The 21074-nt window shown below is 59.8% G+C and carries 21 protein-coding genes and 1 pseudogene; 6 read left to right on the forward strand and 16 right to left on the reverse strand.

Annotated elements, in window-relative coordinates; all coding sequences use genetic code 11:
• Positions 1-145 precede the first annotated feature (145 nt).
• Positions 146-604, reverse strand: a complete 459-nt coding sequence (gene mntR / locus IF204_RS19675; RefSeq protein ID WP_008327326.1) for a manganese-binding transcriptional regulator MntR — start codon at positions 602-604, stop codon at positions 146-148.
• Between the two features lie 97 nt (positions 605-701).
• Here mntR and IF204_RS19680 point away from each other — a divergent pair, with 97 nt between their 5' ends.
• The gene (locus tag IF204_RS19680; RefSeq protein WP_012187175.1) at positions 702-977 is read left to right on the forward strand and encodes a hypothetical protein; all 276 of its coding nucleotides are present in this window, start codon (positions 702-704) and stop codon (positions 975-977) included.
• Here the strand turns inward: IF204_RS19680 and IF204_RS19685 are convergent.
• Positions 971-3325 (reverse strand): heavy metal translocating P-type ATPase, encoded by a 2355-nt coding sequence (locus tag IF204_RS19685; RefSeq protein WP_228069701.1) that lies wholly within the window; start codon positions 3323-3325, stop codon positions 971-973. The two genes, IF204_RS19680 and IF204_RS19685, sit on opposite strands and share 7 nt — an antisense overlap.
• A 192-nt stretch (positions 3326-3517) precedes the next feature.
• On the opposite strand from IF204_RS19685, the gene IF204_RS19690 reads away from it, so the two are divergent.
• A complete protein-coding gene (locus IF204_RS19690) occupies positions 3518-3790 on the forward strand; it encodes a hypothetical protein (RefSeq protein WP_012187176.1) in 273 nt (90 codons plus the stop codon).
• A gap of 47 nt (positions 3791-3837) precedes the next feature.
• On the opposite strand, the gene IF204_RS19695 is transcribed toward IF204_RS19690, so the two are convergent.
• The 3 genes and pseudogenes from IF204_RS19695 to IF204_RS19705 form a co-directional block, all read right to left on the reverse strand.
• Positions 3838-4503, reverse strand: a complete 666-nt coding sequence (locus tag IF204_RS19695) for a L,D-transpeptidase (protein ID WP_007803448.1) — start codon at positions 4501-4503, stop codon at positions 3838-3840.
• A gap of 193 nt (positions 4504-4696) precedes the next feature.
• Positions 4697-5419 (reverse strand): cytochrome c biogenesis CcdA family protein, encoded by a 723-nt coding sequence (locus IF204_RS19700; protein ID WP_007803446.1) that lies wholly within the window; start codon positions 5417-5419, stop codon positions 4697-4699.
• Positions 5407-5526, reverse strand: a pseudogene (locus tag IF204_RS19705) (IS5/IS1182 family transposase); the annotation flags it as partial. The pseudogene IF204_RS19705 and the gene IF204_RS19700, both read right to left, overlap by 13 nt.
• A gap of 109 nt (positions 5527-5635) precedes the next feature.
• Between IF204_RS19705 and IF204_RS19710 the strand changes: the two are divergent.
• Complete coding sequence (locus IF204_RS19710) at positions 5636-6280, forward strand: hypothetical protein (protein WP_103911577.1); 645 nt, start codon at positions 5636-5638, stop codon at positions 6278-6280.
• Between the two features lie 7 nt (positions 6281-6287).
• Here the strand turns inward: IF204_RS19710 and IF204_RS19715 are convergent, their stop codons facing one another.
• The 5 genes from IF204_RS19715 to IF204_RS19735 all read right to left on the reverse strand — a co-directional run bounded on the left by IF204_RS19715 (position 6288) and on the right by IF204_RS19735 (position 11990).
• Positions 6288-7613, reverse strand: coding sequence for an APC family permease (locus IF204_RS19715; RefSeq protein ID WP_194098741.1), 1326 nt, complete (start codon positions 7611-7613; stop codon positions 6288-6290).
• A 48-nt stretch (positions 7614-7661) separates the two neighbouring features.
• Entirely contained in the window at positions 7662-9755 is a 2094-nt protein-coding gene (locus IF204_RS19720; protein ID WP_228069708.1) for a copper-transporting P-type ATPase, read from the reverse strand.
• Positions 9756-9833: 78 nt separating this feature from the next.
• Positions 9834-10754, reverse strand: a complete 921-nt coding sequence (gene lgt, locus IF204_RS19725; protein ID WP_194098742.1) for a prolipoprotein diacylglyceryl transferase — start codon at positions 10752-10754, stop codon at positions 9834-9836.
• Positions 10755-10850: 96 nt separating this feature from the next.
• A complete protein-coding gene (locus IF204_RS19730) occupies positions 10851-11237 on the reverse strand; it encodes a DUF302 domain-containing protein (RefSeq protein ID WP_103911580.1) in 387 nt (128 codons plus the stop codon).
• 141 nt (positions 11238-11378) lie between these two features.
• Positions 11379-11990: an EF-hand domain-containing protein gene (locus tag IF204_RS19735; RefSeq protein WP_228069711.1), complete on the reverse strand. Its 612-nt coding sequence runs from the start codon at positions 11988-11990 to the stop codon at positions 11379-11381.
• A 343-nt stretch (positions 11991-12333) separates the two neighbouring features.
• Between IF204_RS19735 and IF204_RS19740 the strand changes: the two genes are divergently transcribed.
• Positions 12334-12945 (forward strand): hypothetical protein, encoded by a 612-nt coding sequence (locus tag IF204_RS19740; protein ID WP_054540624.1) that lies wholly within the window; start codon positions 12334-12336, stop codon positions 12943-12945.
• Positions 12946-13021: 76 nt separating this feature from the next.
• Here the strand turns inward: IF204_RS19740 and IF204_RS19745 are convergent, their stop codons facing one another.
• From IF204_RS19745 to IF204_RS19760, 4 genes are all read right to left on the reverse strand, one after another.
• A complete protein-coding gene (locus tag IF204_RS19745; RefSeq protein WP_194098743.1) occupies positions 13022-13687 on the reverse strand; it encodes a L,D-transpeptidase in 666 nt (221 codons plus the stop codon).
• A gap of 42 nt (positions 13688-13729) precedes the next feature.
• Positions 13730-14215 carry a disulfide bond formation protein B gene (locus IF204_RS19750; protein ID WP_194098756.1) on the reverse strand — a complete coding sequence of 162 codons (486 nt, stop codon included), beginning with the start codon at positions 14213-14215 and terminating at the stop codon, positions 13730-13732.
• 140 nt (positions 14216-14355) lie between these two features.
• Positions 14356-15618 (reverse strand): multicopper oxidase family protein, encoded by a 1263-nt coding sequence (locus tag IF204_RS19755; RefSeq protein WP_194098744.1) that lies wholly within the window; start codon positions 15616-15618, stop codon positions 14356-14358.
• A gap of 125 nt (positions 15619-15743) precedes the next feature.
• Complete coding sequence (locus tag IF204_RS19760; protein ID WP_012187183.1) at positions 15744-16325, reverse strand: L,D-transpeptidase; 582 nt, start codon at positions 16323-16325, stop codon at positions 15744-15746.
• A gap of 179 nt (positions 16326-16504) precedes the next feature.
• Here IF204_RS19760 and IF204_RS19765 point away from each other — a divergent pair, with 179 nt between their 5' ends.
• Together IF204_RS19765 and IF204_RS19770 are read left to right on the forward strand one after the other, a co-directional pair.
• Complete coding sequence (locus IF204_RS19765; RefSeq protein ID WP_012187184.1) at positions 16505-17341, forward strand: DUF305 domain-containing protein; 837 nt, start codon at positions 16505-16507, stop codon at positions 17339-17341.
• Positions 17342-17353: 12 nt separating this feature from the next.
• Positions 17354-18118: a MauE/DoxX family redox-associated membrane protein gene (locus IF204_RS19770; protein ID WP_012187037.1), complete on the forward strand. Its 765-nt coding sequence runs from the start codon at positions 17354-17356 to the stop codon at positions 18116-18118.
• 21 nt (positions 18119-18139) lie between these two features.
• On the opposite strand, the gene cueR is transcribed toward IF204_RS19770, so the two are convergent.
• Together cueR and IF204_RS19780 are read right to left on the reverse strand one after the other, a co-directional pair.
• Positions 18140-18538 (reverse strand): Cu(I)-responsive transcriptional regulator, encoded by a 399-nt coding sequence (gene cueR / locus IF204_RS19775; protein ID WP_194098745.1) that lies wholly within the window; start codon positions 18536-18538, stop codon positions 18140-18142.
• Between the two features lie 12 nt (positions 18539-18550).
• Positions 18551-21061: a heavy metal translocating P-type ATPase gene (locus IF204_RS19780; RefSeq protein WP_040182674.1), complete on the reverse strand. Its 2511-nt coding sequence runs from the start codon at positions 21059-21061 to the stop codon at positions 18551-18553.
• Positions 21062-21074 lie beyond the last annotated feature (13 nt).

Here is a 21074-nt window from a genome sequence, read left to right on the forward strand (position 1 = left end):
GGACTTGTCGCCCTGTTTGCAACCATCGTGCTGTCGCGGGTTCTCGGCTAGCGAGCTTCGAAATTGCGCAAACGTGTCAGCGGCTTGAAGACCTGATAGCTCGAGGTCCCGATAGAGAATCGCGCGAATGTGCATCTAGGCGAGCTCATTTCTGATTGAGCCGTCGCTCGAACGCCTCCAATGTCGTCCCGCTGACGTGATGCTCGATCCCTTCCGCATCGCGTTCCGCGGTCTCTTCGTCGATTCCCAGGCTCAGAAGAAAGGCGACGACGACCCTGTGGCGGCGTCGACAGATCTCCGCGAGGTCCTGCCCGGCATCGGTGAGGAATATCGCGCGGTATGGCTCCCGCCGGACCAGACCAGCAGCCTTGAGCCGCGAGATGTTCTTGGTCACGGTCGGCGGCTTCACGCCAAGCCGCTCGGCGATCTCGACCGGTCTGGCCTCCCCGCGCGTCTCGATCAGTTCCGCGATCAGTTCGACGTAATCCTCCGCCATCTCGCTTTCATGTGCCTGACGCACGGTCGCAAAGCCATCGGCCTGCGCCTCGGGAGCCCGGTCGACCGCTTCGAATGGCTCACGCCCTTGTGATTGTAGCTTTGTCATACTCGGGACTTTGCAGCGAAACAGCGGGATTGACAACTTGTTTGCTTCGGGTAGATAAGTTAGCCATGTCTAACTTTTTACTTTGGAGGCCGTGGTGATGCGAAATATTATGAGAGTGCTGCTCGCCACACTCGCAAGTGCGCTCCTCCTGTCCGGACCTGTCGCCGCGACGCCGGCCAAGGAGGCGCCTTGGCTTCCCGAGGCAGCGGCCTACCGTCTGACGCTCTTTCTTGGAAATCTCGAGCCTCTGCCCTGGGACGACATCGAGACCGCCTGGACGGAACCCTACCGGGGTTCGGAATTCTCTGTCGGGGCGCTGGCGTGGCTGGACCGCAAAAGCGATATCGAGCTACCGAAACCGCCGGATCAATGACCGTGCGCCAGTGCTCCTTTCGCCATCTGCTCGCCCACCGGTTCTCCGCCTGAAGGCCCGGCCTCAACCTGATGGCCGTTCAGGAGCCGAAGTGCGTTGGCGACCACCAGCAGAGACACGCCTACATCCGCAGCAATGGCGCCCCACATTGAGGCCATACCGAACGCGGTCAGCCCGACGAACAGCGCCTTGGTCGCCAGCGATATGCCGATATTCTGGTGGATGATCGTCATGGCACGGCGCGAATGGCCGATAAGCCAGGGTACCTTGCCGATGTCGTCGGTCATCAGCGCGATGTCGGCCGTCTCGATCGCGGCATCCGATCCGACAGCGCCCATGGCGATGGCATAATGCGCCCGCGCCATGGCCGGTGCGTCATTCACACCGTCGCCGATCATCGCCACCATGTCGTGGCTTTCGACGAGTTCCTCAATGGCCGTCACCTTGTCTTCTGGCAAAAGTTCGGCGCGCACCTCGTCGATGCCGACTTCGGCTGCCACCGCGCGCGCGGTGCGTTCGTTGTCGCCCGTCAACATCACGATGGTCTTCACACCCTGCGCATGCAGACGCGCAACGATCCCCTTTGCATCTGGGCGGATGCGGTCGCGAAGCTCCAGTACGCCGGTCACGCCGGTCTCGTCACCCACGGCAACGAGGGTGCTCCCTGCCCCTTCGATCCGATCCCGCAGATCCGCCGGAATGGCATTGCCGAACCCCTTCTCTTCGGCGAAGCGATCCGAGCCGAGCCAGATAGCGCGCCCGTCGGCGCGTCCTTCCAGACCGCGCCCGGGCACGGTACGGGTGTCCTCTGCGGCAGACACGGAAACACCATCGGCTTCGGCGCGCGAGAGGATGGCGCGTGCCAGCGGGTGTGAAGACCGCGCCTCCAGGCTTGCTGCCAGCGCCATGAGATCGCGTGCGGAAACGCCGACCAGTGGGTGAACCGCCGCCACCTCAGGCTCGCCCATGGTGATCGTCCCGGTCTTGTCCATCGCCAGTGCCGTGGTCCGCCCCGGCGCCTCGACATAGGCGCCGCCCTTGATGAGCACCCCCGCCCGTGCCGACGCGGTCAGCGCTGCCACGATGGAGACCGGCGTAGAAATGACCAGCGCGCAAGGACATGCGATGACCAGAAGGACCAGAGCATTGTAGAACCAGTAGTCCCAGGCGCCGCCGAGCAGCAGTGGCGGCACCAGCGCGATGGCGATCGCCAAAGCCATCACGATGGGTGTGTAGATGCGCGCGAACTTGGCCACCCACTGTTCGACCGGCGCGCGGCGGGCATGGGCATCGCCCACCATGCGAATGATTTTCGCGAGCACCGTGTCCGAGGCGGCCTTCGTCGCCCGCACCGTCAGTGTGCCCTCGCCGTTGATCGTGCCGGCATAGACCTCGTCGCCTGGTTCCTTGGGCACTAGCGCGCTTTCCCCAGTAATTGGGGCCTGATCGAAGGCCCCTGCCCCGTCCACGACCTCACCGTCGAGGGGGATCCGGTCGCCGCCGCGCACGATAAACCTTGCATTGACTGCCACGGCCGCGGCCGGAACGTCGGATTCAGATCCGTCGTCGTAAAGAACCCGCGCCGTTGGCGGCGCCAGATCGAGGAGCGCGGAAACCGCATTACGCGCCCGCCCCACGCTCCAGCTCTCAAGATAAAGCGAAAGCGAGAAGAAGAAGGCGACCGTCGCGGCCTCAAAAAACTCGCCGAGGCCGATGGCGCCCGCGACGGCCACCACCATGAGCAGGTTCATGTCGGGGCTAAGCCTCCGCGCCGAAGACCAGGCCTTGGGCGCGACAAGCCAGACGCCAAAAAGAATCGCGACGGCGAAGATCCCTGCTTCCACCATAGGCATAGGCACCTCGCCATGGCCCGCAAAGAGCCCGAGCGCGCCGCCCATGCCGGTCTCGACAATGTGAAAAAGGAATCCCGCCGCCCAGAAGCCGCCGCTCAACGAGGTAAAGCGCTTCTGACGTGCCAGATGCGCCGCCTGGTCCTCTGCTGCGTTGTCGGCATCCCATGGCTTGGCGCTCATGCCGGTCGTTGCGACCAACTGCGTGACTTCGTCGTCTGGTATCCTCTCGGCGCTATCGAGGATGGTCATTCGCCCGTTGATCACGTCGAATGCCAGGTGTTCGGTTCCGCCCACTTTCGGCCCGACAACCCGGTTCAGGATCGCCACCTCTTCGGCGCAATCGAGCCCGGAGACCTGAAAGCTCCTTCCGCCAGACGGCGCTGGCGCCGTGGACGCGACGTCCTTGCTGGCGTCGCAACAGGAGTTGCCTCTTGGGTCAGAATGCTCTTGATCACCCGGATGGCCGTGATCGTTGCGGTTGCCGTCGGAAGACATGGATTGACCTCAGGATTCATTGATTCCACATTGACATAGCCCCTACAGTAACTAGAGCTTCAAGGGCAACAAGTGGATATTCGTCCAGCAAGAAAGGCGCCCTGCGGAGGCTTGAAGCTAGCCGCCCCCTTGAAACGACGCGGTTGGAGCAACGCTTGCCGGTACGAAGCGATCAGAATGAGTGAGGTAGACATGCAGAAACGAAACGCGCCGATTATCGCAGCGACATTGGTGCTTGCTGGCTGCGCGGTGCCAACGCTGGACGACGGCGGCGCTCGCAACGAAGTGGGAAGTGTTCCCGAGGCCGTCATTGCCCTTGCTGCGCCTGGTCAGGATCTCACCACGGCGCGGCTTCGTCCCGAGGATGGCTGTTATTGGTATGAACACAGCGGTCCGGTGGAAAACACCTTGGTTCCGCTACGCTCGGCAGGTGGCAACCCCATCTGCACTTCGCGCCAGTCCTGATCAGCCCATAGATGCGTCAAGCCCACGCGTAACACATGATGCGCCAGTCAACTTCTCGGGGTGACGCTGTCTTCCGCCGAGTACAGGAATGCCGTCGAGCCAATCTCGACGTTGGGATAGAGATCATTGATGTGTGCCATGACCATTCGGACGCAGCCGGAACTCGCACGGCCGCCAATGCTTCTTGGATACGGTGTCCCGTGAATCCTTAGATAGGTGTCTCGGTCGCCGACGAAGAGATAGAGGGCTCGCGATCCGAGCGCGTTTTCAGGTCCGGGTTCCATACCGTCAGCGATATCGGCGTAAAGCTCTGGGTCGCGGTCGATCATGTTTTGTGTCGGCTGCCAATGCGGCCACCTGACCTTGCGCTTGATCGTATAGGTGCCCGGTTCGTAAAGTTTACCGCGCGCGATCGCCACGCCATAGCGCATCGCCGTGCCGCCTTCTTCGATGTGGTAGAGATAGCGCGCAACAGCATCGACATGGATATCACCGGGTACAAGTCCGTCCTTCGCGAGGACCCGCTGTGGCAGGAAGCGAGGGTGAAGGCCCCAAGGGTTGGACGTGGCCGGGTCGTAGCCGGGAGGTGTAACCTGTGCGTCCCAAGCTGCCTTCTGCGCATCGGTAGGCCACGTGTCTGCAAGGAGCGGGCTGGATATCGATGCCGAAAACAGCGCGGTGGTCGTCTGGATGAAATGTCGTCTTGTCAGCATATAGATTGCTCCGTTCACGCATTGGACGGCAAACCGAACCTTACCCCGAACGCAGTGTTGTTCGCCCGGGAAGGAGTGAGGCGTTATTGGCAACTTGCTCCATGGTGCCGTTCTTTGTCGGTGGCTTAACTCCTAAAGCTACTAGAGGTTCAAGAAAATTTTCTGTTATCAATAGACGCTGCTACTAATGGAGCTATCCGATCCGTCCCAGAACCGGAAATACGTCGAGCATCCAGTATGACAGCGCGCTCAACTGCCCTGTCATCATCGCCAGCCCCATCAAGATCATCACTATGCCCGCAAGCTGGTGGAGGCGGCGGCCAACCCGGCCGATGGCCCGCAACCGTCCCGCGATCTGGTCGGTGAATCCGGCCACGATCAGAAACGGTATTCCAAGGCCGGCGGAATAGACGGCAAGCAGCATGATACCTTCGCCCATCGTGGCACTCGCCGCACTGGCTGTCAGGATCGCGCCGAGGATCGGGCCGATGCACGGAGTCCAGCCGAAACCGAAGGCAAGACCGAGGACATAGGACGCAGCGGGTTGGCCCCCGGGGATGTTGAGATTGAATCGGAAGTCGCGTTCCATGACCGAAACACGCGCGGCTCCTATCATGAAGAGCCCGAAGAAAATGATGATGCCGCCCCCAACGAGGTTGAGTTCATACCGCCACCGAAGCAGGGCCTGACCCATTGCAGTCGCGGATGCGCCAAGTCCCATGAAGATGGTGGAGAAGCCGAGGACAAAACACAGGCTCAGCCAGACCGCGCGCGACGGCGAAGCGCCGACCACCCCGCCCTCAGCGGCTGTGCGCCCGGTTACGTAGGAGACATAACCTGGCACAAGAGGTAGCACGCAGGGGGACAGAAATGATATCGTGCCGGCTAGGAGGGCGGCGGTGAGGGCGCGCGCCAAGTGATGTCTTCGTCGACCCAGATCAGCAGGGACCCCCGCTTGCGCAGCGATGCGTTGTAGCTGGACCAGTTGGTCGTACGATAGCGGGCGGGAGATGGGTTGCTCATGGAATGCGGCTAACAGCATGGGTTCGCGAAGGGAATCCTGAGGCGTCAGACTTGTGCAACAACGCCCCGTATCATCGACCTAGTGGTGCCCACATGGCAGGCTATTTCAATGGATAGATTTTTCTCTATCAGTATGCCCGCGGCTCAGTTTGTTAGGAATGTCCTGCTGGTCAGCTTCGCTGCATTACTGCCAGTCCTGTTTCTCTATGTCTTACTGGCTCCGGGCTTTGCTCAGGCTCTTGCTGCCGGCGGACCGGCACTCATGCGCTTTCTAAGGCAGGTTGCGACCAACGGTTTGCTCGTAGTGTTTGCCGTCAACTATGTCAGTTTTTTCCTGTTCGCCATTACAAAACATCCAAAGGCCGGCCCAAGAGACACGGCGTTTTTCGTGCTGGTCGATGTCTTGCTCAGAGCCCTTCTCTTTCTAGGCCTCCACGCGCTTATCTACGTTTTATCTGCCGACTGGTTCGGGTCATTCGGCGGCAATCGTTCAACCGCCTTGGCGGTCGTGTCCCCGACTCTTGCGCGTTCGGCGTTTTTCGAGAACATCTCCGGCGTTTACCTCTATGCGACCATGATTAGCGCGTTGCCGCTCTACGTTTCGGCTCTCGGGCGGTCGAACTTTCTTGGACCGATTTGTCGTCGCTTTCCCATGAACACGGGCGTGATGTTGCTTGCCTTGGCTGCGTTTGCCTTGTCGGTCGGGCTGATCACGATCGGCGCACAAGCCATCGCATCTCTTCAGGCCAAGTGATGGCAGGCTAATCACCGTGGGCGTGTGCGACTTGCGGTGCCACCCACCGCGACAAGTAAACACGCTCGAAGGCGAAGACAGCGATCATTCCGACAGCGGCGTAGAGAACGATCATCGGGTCGCTTTGAAGCTTCATCACGGTGAAAGCTGCCAATACAACTACATCGAGCGACAGGGCAGTCAAAAGCACGATACCGAAGGCGCCGACGTCTGCTCGACGATAGCGGAACACGCCCCAATGTATGATCATGTCCATGACGAGGTAAAAGAAAGCACCGAGGGATGCGATCCGGCCTAAATCAAAGAGCACGGCCAACGTCGCGGCGATGACGACAGTATAGACCAGGGTGTGGCGTTGGATGGGACCTGGCATACCGAAGTGGCTGTGCGGGATCATTTCCATGTCGGTCAGCATCGCCAGCATACGCGACACCGCGAAGACGCTGGCCAGAACGCCGGACGCCGTTGCGACAGCGGCCAGGATCACCGTGAGTATGAAGCCGGTTTGTCCAAGGGCGGGCTGCGCCGCTTGTGCCAGCGAATAGTCACGCGCTGAGATGATCTCCTCGATCGTGAGACTCGAACCGACCCCGTAGGCGACCAACAGGTAGACGACGACGCAGATTCCGATAGAGAACATGATCGCTCGGCCAACATTGCGATTTGGTTCAGTGATCTCGGCTCCGCTGTTGGTGATCGTGGTGAATCCCTTGAACGCAAGGATGGCCAGCGCCGTAGAGGCGATGAACCCCGTGAGCCCGTAGGATTGTGAGGTCTCGGACGCCGCGGCGAACGCAAAACCACTGGACCACAGGGCCGCGATGCCAAACAGAGCTATGCCTCCGATCTTGATCGCGGCCATGATCAACGAGAACAGCCCGACCGAGCGGTTTCCGGCCATGTTCACCAAAAAGGCGAAAACGATCACGGCCACAGCCAGAGCGGGGACCAATGGGCCACCTTCGATATCGAAAGGGCGCAGGACATAGGTGGCGAAGGTTCGCGCGACGAGGCTTTCCGCGATCACCATGCTGAGCGCCATCAGCAGTGCGGCCCCGCCCGCGATGGCTCCGGGGCCATAGCATTTCTGCAGGATCATGGCGATGCCACCCGAGGACGGCCATTTGTTCGACATCCTGATGTAGCTGTAGGCGCTGAAGCTTGTGACGACCGCGCCGGCGATGAATGCAAGCGGGAAAAGCGGGCCGGCGAGCTGCGCGATTTGCCCCGTCAACGCAAAGATTCCAGCGCCGATCATCACGCCTGTCCCCATCGCAACGGCTCCGCCCAGACTGATGGAATTTTCGCGGTACGTTTCTTTTTCGCTCTGCATAAATGGCCCCCTTTTAATTTTGGTTCATCCGAACGCTGTTGCGCGCTTCTAGATACGAACGCCGCGAAGGCGCAGCGAATTGAGCACCACCGAGATTGACGACGCGCTCATGGCGAAGGCAGCAAACATCGGACTGATGAGGATGCCAAAGAAGGGAAACAGAACTCCCGCCGCGACCGGCACGCCGGAGGCGTTGTAGATCAGCGCGAAGAACAGGTTCTGGCGGATGTTGCGCATCGTGGCCCGGGCGAGCCGCCGCGCACGCACGATACCATCAAGGTTGCCCTTGACCAGCGTGACGCCCGCGCTTTCGATGGCCACATCGGCGCCGGTGCCCATGGCGATGCCGACATCGGCCTGCGCGAGCGCGGGGGCGTCGTTGACGCCATCCCCGGCCATGGCGACCTTGTGGCCCGCCTCTTGCAACTCAAGGATGATCCGCGCCTTGTCCTCCGGCAGCACGTCGGCCCGGATCTCATCGATTCCGAGCCGCGTGCCGATGGCCTTGGCCGTGCGTTCGTTGTCGCCGGTCGCCATGATGACGCGGAACCCCAGTTCATGCAGATCCTCGATGGCTTCTGGCGTGGTCTCCTTCACTGGGTCGGCGACAGCAACTAGACCGGCGATCTCGCCATCCAGCACAACGAACATGACCGTCTCGCCTTCGTCGTGGCCGGGTTGCGGGAGTACGTCGACAAGCCGCGGCTTGCCTTCGGTCAACGTGCCGGTCTTGTCGACGATCAGGGTATCGACTTTCTCGAACCGCTCCAGCGCCTCGGCGTTCTTGATCAGCACCCCTGCCTGAGCGCCCCCTCCTGTCGCTGTCATGATCGACATCGGTGTCGCCAGGCCAAGCGCACAAGGACAGGCGATGATCAGAACCGCCACCGCCGAAATCAATGCGTAGGAAAGCGCAGGCGCGGGCCCCCAGATCGCCCAGGCGATGAAGGACAGGACCGCGATACCGATGACGGCCGGAACGAAATATCCCGCCACCTTGTCGGCGTATTTCTGGATCGGGGCGCGCGAGCGCTGCGCGTTCGACACCATCTCGACAATTTGAGCCAGCATCGTGTCGGACCCGACACGCGTCGCCTCCATCACCAGACTGCCGGTGCCATTGATCGTCGCGCCGGTCAGCGGGTCGCCCTCGGTCTTCTCGACCGGCACGGGTTCACCGGAGATCATGCTTTCGTCGACCGAGGACCGGCCGTCCAGAACCACGCCATCGACCGGCACCTTGTCACCGGGCCGCACGCGCAGCCGGTCCCCGACTTGCACGTCCTCCAGCGGGATTTCCTCCTCGGATCCGTCGTCCCGGATGACCCGCGCGGTCTTTGCCGCCATGTCGAGAAGCGCGCGGATCGCCTTGCCGGTCCCCTCGCGGGCGCGTAGTTCCATCACCTGGCCGAGCAGCACCAGCGTCACGATCACCGCCGCCGCCTCGAAATAGACGCCGACATGGCCTTCGGAGTCTCGGAACCCATCAGGGAATATGTCCGGTGCGAGAACGGCAACGACGCTGAAGAGCCAGGCGGCAAGAACGCCCATGCCGATCAGGGAGAACATGTTGAGGTTCAATGTGCGGAACGAAATCCATCCGCGTTCCAGAAACGGCCAGCCGCACCACAAGACCACTGGCGTTGCCAGGATCAATTCGATCCATTGTGTAGTGCTTTCGCCAAAAAAAGTCCGGACTGCGGGGAAACCGACGAATGGCCCCATCGTGAGGACAAGGAGAGGGATCGTCAGGACTGTGCCGACCCAGAACCGCCGTGTGAAATCCACCAGTTCGGGATTTTGACCTTCATCGCCCGGCACACCGGATTCCAGTTCCAATCCCATACCACAGATCGGACACGCGCCCGGATCAGGCTGCCGCACCTCAGGGTGCATCGGGCAGGTGTAAATGGGACCATTATGCCCTGTAGGAACCAGATCATAACGGCCATCGGCCGGCGTGGCATCCGCGTGGTGGTTGTGATGATCATGTGCTGAATGGACATCGAGCTCCGATTCCGGCACGAGATGCATTCCGCATTTCGGACAATTGCCGGGCTCAACCTGTCGCACCTCAGGGTGCATGGGGCAAACGAATACCGAAGAAGTCGCTGTGGTTTGAGAACTGTCGGGGGTGCTCATTTTGCGGTCCTTTCCGAGAATGCTTCTCTTGCCTAAGGCTTCCATCCACAGGAAGGTCAAGAGAGATCAGTATGGAGATTACATTGCGGCTCTGCGGGGTGGCGCTTTCCGGCCCCATACCCGCTTGGCGAACACGATCAACGCCAGCCCGACCAACACCATCGGCATGGAGAGCAACTGGCCCATCGTCAAACCCCACTCACCAAAATGAAACGCATGGCCAATCGGGTTGTCCGCCGTCACAAATTGTTGGTCCGGTTGCCGGAACATCTCGACGAAACTTCGGGCAAGACCATAGCCGGTCAGAAACACGCCAGCCAAGGCACCGGGCATTTTCAGCCAGCCCCGGCCCCAAGCGAGATAAATGAGCAGCATTCCAAGAATGAGCCCCTCCAATAGCGCCTCATACAGCTGCGACGGGTGTCGCGCGCAGAGGTCGCTAATCCCTGGGCAGGCCTGCGCGACTTCGCCGGGAAAGATCACCGCCCAGGGAACGTCCGTTGGACGCCCCCATAACTCATTGTTGGTGAAGTTCGCCAGCCTCCCAAGAAACAAGCCTGGTGGTGTTGCCAAAGCCAGCAAGTCGCCAGTGCTGAGCAATGACGCGTTCTGTCTAAGGCAGAACAGCAAGGCCGCAATGACAACGCCCGCGAACCCCCCGTGGAAAGACATGCCGCCTTGCCAGACCATCAGAATTTCCAAGGGATTGGCGAGATAATATGCGGGCTGGTAGAACAATACAAAGCCCAGACGCCCGCCAGCAATCACGCCGATGATAATCCACGTCAGAAGATCTTCGATCTGCGTTCGGTCAAGCGGCGGTCCAGCTGACGTCCAGAGCGCTGGACGGCTTATGGCACTCAAACAAATGCGCCAGCCAATCAGGATACCGAAGATATAGGCTAGCGCGTACCAGCGGAGTGCAAATGTGACCCCCCCGATGTCGAAGGAGAAGAGGTCGGTTCCGATGTCCGGAAATGGCAAAGCCGCTGGCAACACTGGGTGAGTTCCTAATAAAAGACAGATGTGGGTTCAAATGGCATTGATCGAGCAATGCCAAAGGTGCTCAATCGGGGATAGGATATCCAATCCCCATCACGCGGCGTCGAGGGCGTCCCGGAGTAGATCGCGGACTTCGCCGGCGACCGCGGCCAGGTCTTCGTTCTGTACCGCCTGCATCGAAGCGACAGGATCGACGGCGCTGATTTCGGTACCGCCGTCCACTTGCCGCAGGATCACGTTGCACGGGAGCATCGCGCCGATACGAGGCTCGATCTCGATGGCTTTGTGCGCCATGCCCGGATTACAGGCCCCCAGGATGCGGTAGGCTGGCATATCCACATCCAGCTTGTTTTTCATCGTCGCCTTGACGTCGATCTCGGTCAGAACGCCGAATCCCTTGTCTGACAGAGCGTCTCGGACGCGCATCTCCGCGTCATCGATAGTGGTATCTTTCAAGACGCGATCATGGGTATATGACATGGGTTGTTTCCTTTCCGTTTCTAAAACTGTCTGCCTACGGAGGCTGAACGCCTCATGCCGCTGTTGGGTTCAATGTCCCACCGGCGTATGGTTTTGGCGCTTCGAGAAAGGGTGCCGGTAAAAGAACCGGCACGCCACGACTCAGTTGTCCTGCATCATGGTGCCGTCGCCCATGCCCTGGCCATTGCCGGGCCGCACGGGCGCGTCATCTGCCATGTTCGACCGAATCATCTGCATCCGTTCCATCCTATCGGCCGGAGCGGCCATCTCTTCCGGCGTCACCGCGCCGTCGCCATCGGCATCGAGGTGTTGGAAGCGATCCACCATCATTTCGCGGATCATCGCGCTGTGGAGAGCTTCAAATTCAGTAATCGAGAGGCTTCCATCCCCGTCGCTGTCAAACTCGGAAAGCTTGGCCTCCAGCTGCGTGCGCATTTCTTCCGGCGTCGTTGTGCCGTCTCCATCAGTGTCGAACATTTGCATCATGCCGCCAGCCATGCCTGGGCTCATCATACCACTGCCCATGCCTGCGCCCATCATGCCTGCGCCCATCATGTTTCCGTGCATGCGCTTCATCATGTCCATCATTCCGCCCATGTTCCCCATCATACCGGGACCACCGTTCTGCATCATGCCTGGTCCGCTCTGGGCGCCAAATTGTCCCCCACGCCCGTGGTTGGCGTCCGCGAATGCGGCACCGCCAAGGGCGGTTGCAGCCAGGGTCATTGCAGCGAGTAAAGTGTTGCGTTTCATTTCGATCACCTCGTGTCAGTGTTGCGATACCCAGCATATGGGGGGCACCTGCAGATGCGGAATGCCACGCGAGCCGGTGTTTTGTATCGCGAGGTCACAAAGGCGGGGTCTGTTACAAATTGCGACAAATCAATTCGGGGCGAACGCTCCTCTTCATCTGAAACATGCGATATCCAGAAAAAAAGGTGTCGAGGATCCGTATACCAACCGAAACCGAACCCATGTTTCGGTAGAGGTGAAATCCGGAAGAGTTGATGTCGAGATTGCTAGAGGCCCTGAATATCCCGAAAATTCAATCATTCAACTCATGGCAGGAGGCTGCAAGGTGCGCTTTTCCAATCGCATTTTCTCAGTTCTAACCGTGGTGATTTTGGCGGGGTGCGGTGCAGGAAACGACATGCGCCCTGATGCTTCAGCCGAAGTCATCAGTAGTGCATCCTACCGTCACGACGGACCGGCTGCGCTGACGCTGTACACCATGATCAGCAACAGATCCGGGGCGGGTGCGCATAGCAGCGTCATGATCAATGGGTCGCAGCGCGTTATCTTCGATCCGGCAGGAACGGTCCGGCTGAGCGCGGTACCGGAACGGGGAGATGTGCTTTATGGCATTACTCCACAAGTGGCCGATTTTTACGCACGGGCTCATGCACGGGAGACCTACCACGTCGTCATACAAGAGATCGATGTGTCCCCCGAAGTCGCGGAGCAGGCCTTGCGGCTTGCAATTGCCAGCGGCCCAGCCGCTTCCGGTTTTTGTAGTGCCAGTACCTCCGCGGTACTCAGACAATTACCAGGATTTGAATCCATCGGACGCACATTTTTTCCAAAGCGCCTGATGGCGGATTTTGGCAAGTTGCCGGGCGTGCGAACCACAAAGCTGTTCGAGAATGATGAGGACGACAAATCCGTAGCGATCGCACAGTTCGAAAGTTCACTTGCGACACAGCCGTGAGTGTTCGTCCAACAATTCATTGGAAGATGTCCCTGCACGACGCAGTCCTCGGCGTGTGAGCCAAAGATGCAATAGGTTAGCTTCGAGCGGTAACGCTGTCTTCGGCCGAGTAAAGAAACGCCGTCGATCCGACAGCGACATTCGGATAGAGATCATTGATGTGGGCCATCACCATGCGCACGCATCCCGAACTGGCCCGGCCGCCAATGCTGCGAGGGCTCGGCGTTCCGTGAATTCGAAGGTACGTATCCCGATCTCCGACGAATAGATACAAAGCCCTGCTGCCCAAGGCATTGTTGGGGCCGGGCTCCATACCGTCGGCAAACCGCTCGTAAGCCTCCGGATCGCGTTCGATCATTGACTGCGTTGGCGTCCAGTGCGGCCATTCGACCTTTCGGCGGATCGTATAGGTGCCGGGTTCATAGAGATCGCCCTTGGCAATCGCCACCCCGTATCGCATCGCGGTGCCACCTTCCTCGATATGGTACAGATAGCGCGCGATCGCATCGACGTGAATGTCACCCGGGCGCAAACCGTCATTTGCCAAAACGCGTTGCGGCAACAGCCTGGGATGCAAGCCCCATGGGTTGGATGTTGCCGGGTCATAGTTGATGGGCGTGACCTGCGCATCCCAAGCCGCTTTTTCGGCTTTCGTCGGCCAGGTCTTTGCGAACACGGGCGAACTCAGAGACGCTGAAAACAGCGAGCCGGAGAGTGCAAGAAAGTGTCGTCTTGTAACCATGAAACGAAGCCCTTTGTTTGTTTTGGATGAATGCGGGACGATTCAAGAAACGTCTGCGACCCGACGCCACCGAACCTTAAGACTCTTTGCGATTGCGACCAACCAAAGGCAAGCAAGGACACCGCTTAGGATCGCGTTCCAACTCGCCATGGACAACGTCAGAAATTCCCAGACAACCTCATCGCACAGAACAAGGGTCGAAGCACTTGAACTGGCAGAGGGCAGTAATTCCGATACCGACATTTGGGAGACATCGACGCCGGATCCTGTGCAAGAAGTCGGTCCCTCCCACCAGCCGCGCTCGACCCCGGTATGAAACACTCCCAACGCGGATGTGCTGAGTGCCGACAGGGCACCGATTATCAGGATTGGCAGGATCGGCAGAGCAAAGAGCAACATAGCGCCCATTCCAATGGCGATTGCGTGTGGGTAGCGTTGCCAGATGCACATTGCGCAAGGCGCGTAGCCAAGAGCCTGGAAAACGAAGGCCCCTAACAGCAAGGCGGCTGATCCTGCCGCCGCAGTCATGCCGAGAGATTTTGGTGTCAGGGTCAATGAACGCTCCCGTTGGCAATCGATGGACCTGTTTCTCGCTTGTCAGGTTACGTAAACGGCAGAAGGCCTGTTATCATTCAGAGATTTGTAACGGTATGTATCCGTCGCGACCCTCAGCCGACTCTGATCCACGTTGCCATACCGTCGGCTTGATGGCTCAACATGTGGCAATGCAGCATCCAGGATCCCGGATTGTCCAGGACGACGAGAATTTCCCGCGTCTCGCCGATCTCCAAATAGGTCGAGTCCCGGTATGGACCGGCTTCACCCGCCGCATCGAGTTCCCAGAAATGGTGGCCATGCAGATGCATGACGTGTGGAAACCCGGTTTCGTTGCGGATCGAAATGCGCGCGGTCGTCCCCTGCGCGACAGATAGGAAAGGGGTTCGAGGCAGGCCGGATACTTCATTGAGCGCCCATGTCCCTGTGCCGCTGTGGGACGCGCTTCCCGCGCCTCCCTGGAGCACCAGCTCCGCGGTTTGGCCGGGGTTTTGCGGGGCGGGCATTCGGTTGGCGGGCAACGCGGTGATGGGCGCTTTCGCAGGCTCACGAGAGCCGGAAACAGCGATTTCGCCAAGGCTCAACGTCCGCTCTCCAAAGCTGTCGTCAAATCTAATAGGCCCGGTCGCATCACCAATCACATCGCATCTTTGCCCCGGAGCTAGGAGGATGGGTTCGAGTGTCTGTGGCTGCGCCAGGGGCATACCATCCAGTGCAACGATCTTGCCTGCCAGACCGTCCAGCCCGACACGGTAAACCCTGTCGATAGAGGGATTTATCAGGCGCAAGCGCAGGCGGTCGCCTTGTCTCACATTCTTGCTGGTTCCATTGGAAACAAGCGCCGTGACCGTATTGCCGATACGGCCCTCGGTCGCGAAATGAGCCGGGTTGAACCCTTCGTCGTACTGTCCGGACTGATCCAACAAGACATCGAAGAACTGAACAACGATGTCATGGTCGACAGCCGGCGCATTTTGCTCCTCGACGATGAAGGCGCCGAAAAGACCGCGGCTGACCTGATCGTAAGACAGGTAATGCGAGTGATACCAATACGTGCCGGCATCCGGGACGCCGAATTGATAACGATACGAGTCGCCCGGAATGACCACATCCTGAGTGAGGACGTTGACACCATCCATCCGATTTGGAACCCGCAACCCATGCCAGTGAACGAGAGCGCCCTCCTCCAATCGGTTATCGAGGGTAATGCGGGCGGTTTGTCCTTGTCGCATTCTGACTTCTGGGCCCGGCAGACCACCGTTGAAGCCCAACATCGACACGTCGTACCCAGCAAGGTGCGCCTTGATCGATTGGGGCGCGAGGATCAACTCGTGTGTCGCTGCTGGCAAGCGGGTACCAGCCAGCGCAACGGTCATCCCGCCAAGGAAAGACCTCCGGCTCAAAGACAATTCCGTCACCTCATGAATGATAGACTGGCTTTCGCCAACTGCCGCACTTGTGCCATTTCCGGAAGAGGAACTTCAAGGCGACAGAACACTCCTCACGCCGTTGTCACTTTGGGATACAGGAAGACGCGGGCGCCGATTTCAACGCGTTCGTACAGATCCTTCACATGTTCATTCGTCAACCGCGCGCATCCATTCGACACGGCAGACCCAATTGTCTCCGGGGCGTTCGTTCCATGAATGCGAAGATAGGTATCGCGTCCCTCGGCATCGTAGAGATAGAGCGCGCGGGCCCCGAGCGGGTTGTTTGGCCCGCCTTTCAGTCCATCCTTGTACTTTGCGTATTTGCGTGGCTCGCGCCGGATCATGGCGTTCGTTGGCCGCCACCATGGCCATTTGGCCTTGCGCGCTACCGTGAACTCTCCGGGTTCGTACAAACCTTTGCGCCCTACCCCGACCCCGTAGCGGATCGCCATCCCGTCCTCGAGCATGAAATAAAGGAAAAAATCGTCGGGAACGACGTGGACATCGCCTTTAACCCAGTCACCACGACGGGTGTTTACCAATTGTGGTTCGAACCGTTCGGGCAATTTGACTTTGTGGGCCCAGGCAGTTGTGGGCAGAAAGCAACCCATCGCTCCGGCACAAATCAATTCTCGTCTCGTGAAATTCTGCATGGCGCGATCTCCTCGGACCCATGAAAATTCAGTGCGCGTCAGGGGCAAAGAAAAGAAGCCGTGAACCGGGGCAAACGACGCGCCTTTGTTGCCTTGAAACTACGAAAATTCGTGCTTTTGGAACTCTCCAGCGCTGGAATGTTGTTGTTTTACAGAGAACTGCAAGGAGGTGACTGGAAATGCACTACTCACGATTCTTTATGATGATCGGAACATCGACCGTGGTCATGTTCGTTCTGATGTACCTGAACACCTATCTTTGGGGCCATATCTTCTTTTCGGAGACACGCCTTTACATGGCCATCCTGATGGGGGCGACCATGGCCGTGATCATGTTGGCGTACATGTTGTCCATGTATCAGAACACCAAAGCCAACATCGCGATTTTCGTTGGCGCAATAGTCCTTTTCGCGGCGAGCCTCTGGCTGGTTCGCGGACAATTCACGGTGCAGGACAGGTCCTACATGCGCGCCATGATCCCGCACCACTCGATCGCCATCATGACGTCGACTCGTGCCGAGATCACCGACCCGCGCGTCCGGGGGCTCGCAGACGACATTATCTATGCGCAGGACAAGGAAATCGCCGAAATGCGCTACCTTATTGCTGACATTGGAGCAAACGGCGAAGCATCGGCCACGCGAAGCGAAACGCCGGCGCAGGTTGTGGATGCGCAACAGGCGCTTCAAACGGAGGTCGTGTCGAAGGTCGATCCTGAGTTTCTGACGGAAGACGAAATCGCTGCGGTGTTCCCGAATGGCGGAAATTGCCGCTTTGCTTACACCTCGGACAGTCCGGCTGTACTGGTGACTGGTGAAACCGGCGAAGGGTCTGCCGCCGCAATGAAGATCAGCGGTGATCTGGTGCGCCTGAATGCGCAGGGCGAAAATGCATTTTCTGAAGGCCCGCTGTCGGCCGAGATCGCAGAGACGAACGGTGACCTGACCGATCTGATCGTCAGCGCGGGAACCGACTACGAAGCCGGGTTCCGTGGTCAACTTACGTGCAGCGGATAAGGAGGAAAGGACATGCCCCGCGACACAGACAGTAAATCCGCGCAGCTTTATCGCATGGTCATGCCGGGCCATGTCTGCCCCTACGGTCTGAAATCGAAAGACCTGCTGGAGCGGCAAGGCTTCGAGGTGGAAGACCATCCGCTTGACACCCGTGAAGACACCGATGCTTTCATGGAGAAGCACGGGGTCGAGACGACGCCGCAGACTTTCATCGGGGACGAACGGATCGGCGGTTACGATGATCTCAGGGTGTTTTTCGACATTGACCCACCCGAGGAAGAGCAAAGCGACACGACCTACCAGCCGGTCATCGCGATCTTTTCCGTTGCCGCGCTGTTGGCATTGGGCCTGTCTTGGCACCAGTACGGGTCGGTCCTTACCTTGCGGGGGTTCGAATGGTTCATTTCGCTGTCCATGACCATTCTCGCGATCCAGAAATTGCAGGATGTCGAAGGGTTTTCGACGATGTTCCTCAACTACGATCTGCTGGCGCGCAAATGGGTGCGATACGGCAAGGTCTACCCGTTCGGCGAAGCGTTGGCAGGTGTCCTGATGACTGCCGGCGCGCTGCTGTGGCTCTCGGCGCCTGTCGCCCTGTTTATCGGCACGGTCGGCGCTGTCAGCGTGTTCAAGGCTGTTTATATCGACAAGAGAGAGCTGAAATGCGCCTGCGTCGGCGGTGACAGTTCCGTCCCGCTGGGGTTCATTTCGCTGACGGAAAACCTGATGATGATCTTCATGGGTATCTGGATGCCGGTCCGCGCGATCTGGTTCTGAGGTACAGCCCCTTCTTGCCTGTCACTTGGCCAACCGCTCCGGCGACAGATCCTCGATGATGGGGCAGTCGGGCCGGTGATCCCCGGCACATTTTTCCACCAGTTCGGCGAGCGTCGCGCGCATGGATTGCAGTTTCGCGATCTTTTCCTCGATCTGGCGCAGATGGTCTTCCGCAACCGCCTTCACTTGCATGCTTTCGCGGTTTTCATCATCGTAGAGCGACAGGAGCGTCCTGCAATCTTCGATGGTGAACCCCAAGGCCCGTGCGCGACCCAGAAACGCCAGCTTGTGAATGTGGCTCTCGGTGAACGCGCGGTAGCCGTTCTCGCTACGGTTCGGGCGGATCAGCCCGATGTCCTCGTAGTAGCGGATTGTTTTTGGGGGCACACCCGATTGTCGGGCAACGTCTCCGATGTTCATGTCGAACCTCCGTTATTCTGCTGGAGCAGGAGTGGCGGCTGCCAGCTCTGCCGGGATTGCGCGCTGCTCGTCCATCGCAGGCGCGATGCGCCGCAGCCGCAGGGCATTGGTCAGGACAAACACCGAGGACAACGCCATCGCACCCGCCGCAAGGATTGGTGACAGGAGCAACCCAAAGGCGGGATAAAGCACCCCGGCAGCGACCGGAATAAGTGCCACGTTGTAGGCAAAGGCCCAGAACAGGTTCTGCCGGATGTTGCGCATGGTCCGCCGCGATACTTCGAAGGCGTTCACCACGCCGCGCAAATCGCCCGACATCAGGACGACATCCGCAGATTCGATGGCCACATCGGTGCCGGTTCCAATGGCGATGCCCACATCGGCATGCGCCAGCGCCGGGGCGTCGTTGATCCCGTCGCCGACAAAGGCGATGCGCTTGTTCCCTTGGCGCAAACTGTCGAGCGCCGCAACCTTGCCGTCCGGCAGGACGCCGGCGATGACGTGGTCGATACCGGTTTCGCGGGCGATGGCTTCGGCGGTTTCGCGTTTGTCGCCGGTGATCATCGCAACCGCAAGACCCTTTTCGTGCAGCGCTGCGATGGCTGCGCGGCTTGCCGGTTTGACCGGATCGGCCACGCCGATCACGGCGGCGACACGCCCATCTATGGCAGCGTAAAGCGCCGTGCGACCCTTGCTTGCGATCTTCGTTTCCTCTGGAGCCAATGCCGAGACGTCAATGCCTTCGCGCGCCATGTAGCGGTCGGCCCCAACCAACACCTCCACGTCTTCGACCACGGCGCGCACGCCGTAACCTGTGACCGATTGAAAGCCTTCGGCCGCCACAAGAGGTGCGCCCTCGGCCCGCGCGGCCCGCACGATGGCGTCCGCGACAGGATGCTCGGAGAGCGACTCCACGGCAGCGATCTTCGAGAGCGTTGTTGGGCGATCGAACCCTTCCGCCAGCACAAGGTCAGTCAGTGCGGGTCGCCCCTCGGTCACCGTGCCTGTTTTGTCGAGGGCGACCACATCAACGGAATCAAGTTGCTGCAAGGCGTCACCTTTACGGAACAGGACACCCATTTCCGCAGCACGTCCCGTCCCGACCATGATCGAGGTCGGCGTCGCAAGCCCCATCGCGCAGGGGCACGCGATGATGAGCACCGACACACCGGCGACCAGCGCCATCGTCAGGGCCGGATCAGGCCCGAAAAACAGCCAGACCAGCACGGTCGCCGCCGCGATCGCCATCACGGCAGGCACGAACCACAAGGTGATCCGGTCGACCAATCCCTGGATCGGCAGTTTGGCGCCCTGGGCCTCTTCGACCATGCGAATAATCTGCGCCAGGGTCGTGTCGGCGCCGACCCGCGTGGCGAGGAACTGTAGGCTTCCGGCGCCGTTGACCGTCCCGCCGGTCACCGTATCTCCGGCACCTTTTTCAGCGGGGATCGGCTCGCCTGTCAGCATGCTTTCGTCGACGCGGCTGGTCCCCTCGATGACCTCGCCATCGACCGCGATGCGTTCACCAGGGCGCACGATGACGATGTCACCCTGAACCAGCGCATCGATCTCGATCTCGACGCTTTCTCCGTCCCGCATCACGCGTGCAGTCCGCGCCTGAAGCCCTAATAGCTTCTGGATGGCCGCGCCCGTTCTCCCCTTGGCGCGCGCTTCAAGAAACCGCCCCAGAAGGATCAGAACGACGATGACCGCTGCCGCCTCGAAATAGACGGTGCGCAGCGTGTCAGGCAGGACCGACGGTACGAATGTCGCAACCACGGAATAAAGGTAAGCCGCCCCGGTGCCGACCGCGACGAGGCTGTTCATGTCGGGGGCACCCCGGAACAAGGCCGGGAAACCCTTGGTGTAAAACGTCCGGCCCGGGCCGAAGAGAACGATTGTCGTCAGCACGAACTGAAGAAGCCAACTCGTCTGCTGGCCAATCGTGGTCTCGATCAGCATATGAACGGCCGGAATGACGTGGCCACCCATTTCGATCAGGAAGACCGGCAAGGCGAGGATGGCCGCAAAGGTGACCCGTTTGGCAAGCGCCTGAGCCTCTTCCTCCTTGCGCGCAACTCTGTCGTCACCGGCCTGGGCCGTTGCCACGGTTGCTGGATACCCTGCCGCGCCGCTTGATTCGATCAGATCGGATGTCGTGACAAGACCTTCGACGTAAACGACCGTCGCCGTCTCTGAGGCGAGGTTGACGTTCACCTCGACCACCCCGGGCACCGCGGCAAGCGCCTTATCGACCCGCCCGACGCAAGAGGCACAGGACATCGCTGCAATCGTGAGTTCGGCCCTGGCCTTCCGCGCGGGGTAGCCCAGCTCGCGAAGGGATTCGATGATGTCGGGAATGCGCTTGAGCGCGTCCACGCTCATGCGAGCAGTTTCCGAGGCAAGGTTCACCGACACATCCTCTACGCCGTCGATTGCATTCAATGCGCGATCGACCCTGCCAACGCAGGACGCGCATGACATGCCTTCGATCGGCAGGCTGATCTGTTTGGGTTCGGGCATATGTGTCACCTGT

This window comes from Marivivens aquimaris, from assembly GCF_015220045.1.
Classification (GTDB): Bacteria; Pseudomonadota; Alphaproteobacteria; order Rhodobacterales; family Rhodobacteraceae; genus Marivivens; species Marivivens aquimaris.

Coding starts and splice junctions, on each gene's coding strand:
- IF204_RS19760 (WP_012187183.1), bottom strand. CDS start 16,325: ATGCAGAATTTCACGAGACGAGAATTGATTTGTGCCGGAGCGATGGGT.
- cueR (WP_194098745.1), bottom strand. CDS start 18,538: ATGAACATCGGAGACGTTGCCCGACAATCGGGTGTGCCCCCAAAAACA.
- IF204_RS19715 (WP_194098741.1), bottom strand. CDS start 7,613: ATGCAGAGCGAAAAAGAAACGTACCGCGAAAATTCCATCAGTCTGGGC.
- IF204_RS19750 (WP_194098756.1), bottom strand. CDS start 14,215: ATGACTGCGGCGGCAGGATCAGCCGCCTTGCTGTTAGGGGCCTTCGTT.
- IF204_RS19770 (WP_012187037.1), top strand. CDS start 17,354: ATGCCCCGCGACACAGACAGTAAATCCGCGCAGCTTTATCGCATGGTC.
- IF204_RS19690 (WP_012187176.1), top strand. CDS start 3,518: ATGCAGAAACGAAACGCGCCGATTATCGCAGCGACATTGGTGCTTGCT.
- IF204_RS19780 (WP_040182674.1), bottom strand. CDS start 21,061: ATGCCCGAACCCAAACAGATCAGCCTGCCGATCGAAGGCATGTCATGC.
- IF204_RS19695 (WP_007803448.1), bottom strand. CDS start 4,503: ATGCTGACAAGACGACATTTCATCCAGACGACCACCGCGCTGTTTTCG.
- mntR (WP_008327326.1), bottom strand. CDS start 604: ATGACAAAGCTACAATCACAAGGGCGTGAGCCATTCGAAGCGGTCGAC.
- IF204_RS19745 (WP_194098743.1), bottom strand. CDS start 13,687: ATGGTTACAAGACGACACTTTCTTGCACTCTCCGGCTCGCTGTTTTCA.
- IF204_RS19730 (WP_103911580.1), bottom strand. CDS start 11,237: ATGTCATATACCCATGATCGCGTCTTGAAAGATACCACTATCGATGAC.
- IF204_RS19755 (WP_194098744.1), bottom strand. CDS start 15,618: ATGACCGTTGCGCTGGCTGGTACCCGCTTGCCAGCAGCGACACACGAG.
- IF204_RS19710 (WP_103911577.1), top strand. CDS start 5,636: ATGGATAGATTTTTCTCTATCAGTATGCCCGCGGCTCAGTTTGTTAGG.
- IF204_RS19765 (WP_012187184.1), top strand. CDS start 16,505: ATGCACTACTCACGATTCTTTATGATGATCGGAACATCGACCGTGGTC.
- IF204_RS19685 (WP_228069701.1), bottom strand. CDS start 3,325: ATGTCTTCCGACGGCAACCGCAACGATCACGGCCATCCGGGTGATCAA.
- IF204_RS19680 (WP_012187175.1), top strand. CDS start 702: ATGCGAAATATTATGAGAGTGCTGCTCGCCACACTCGCAAGTGCGCTC.
- IF204_RS19735 (WP_228069711.1), bottom strand. CDS start 11,990: ATGAAACGCAACACTTTACTCGCTGCAATGACCCTGGCTGCAACCGCC.
- IF204_RS19720 (WP_228069708.1), bottom strand. CDS start 9,755: ATGAGCACCCCCGACAGTTCTCAAACCACAGCGACTTCTTCGGTATTC.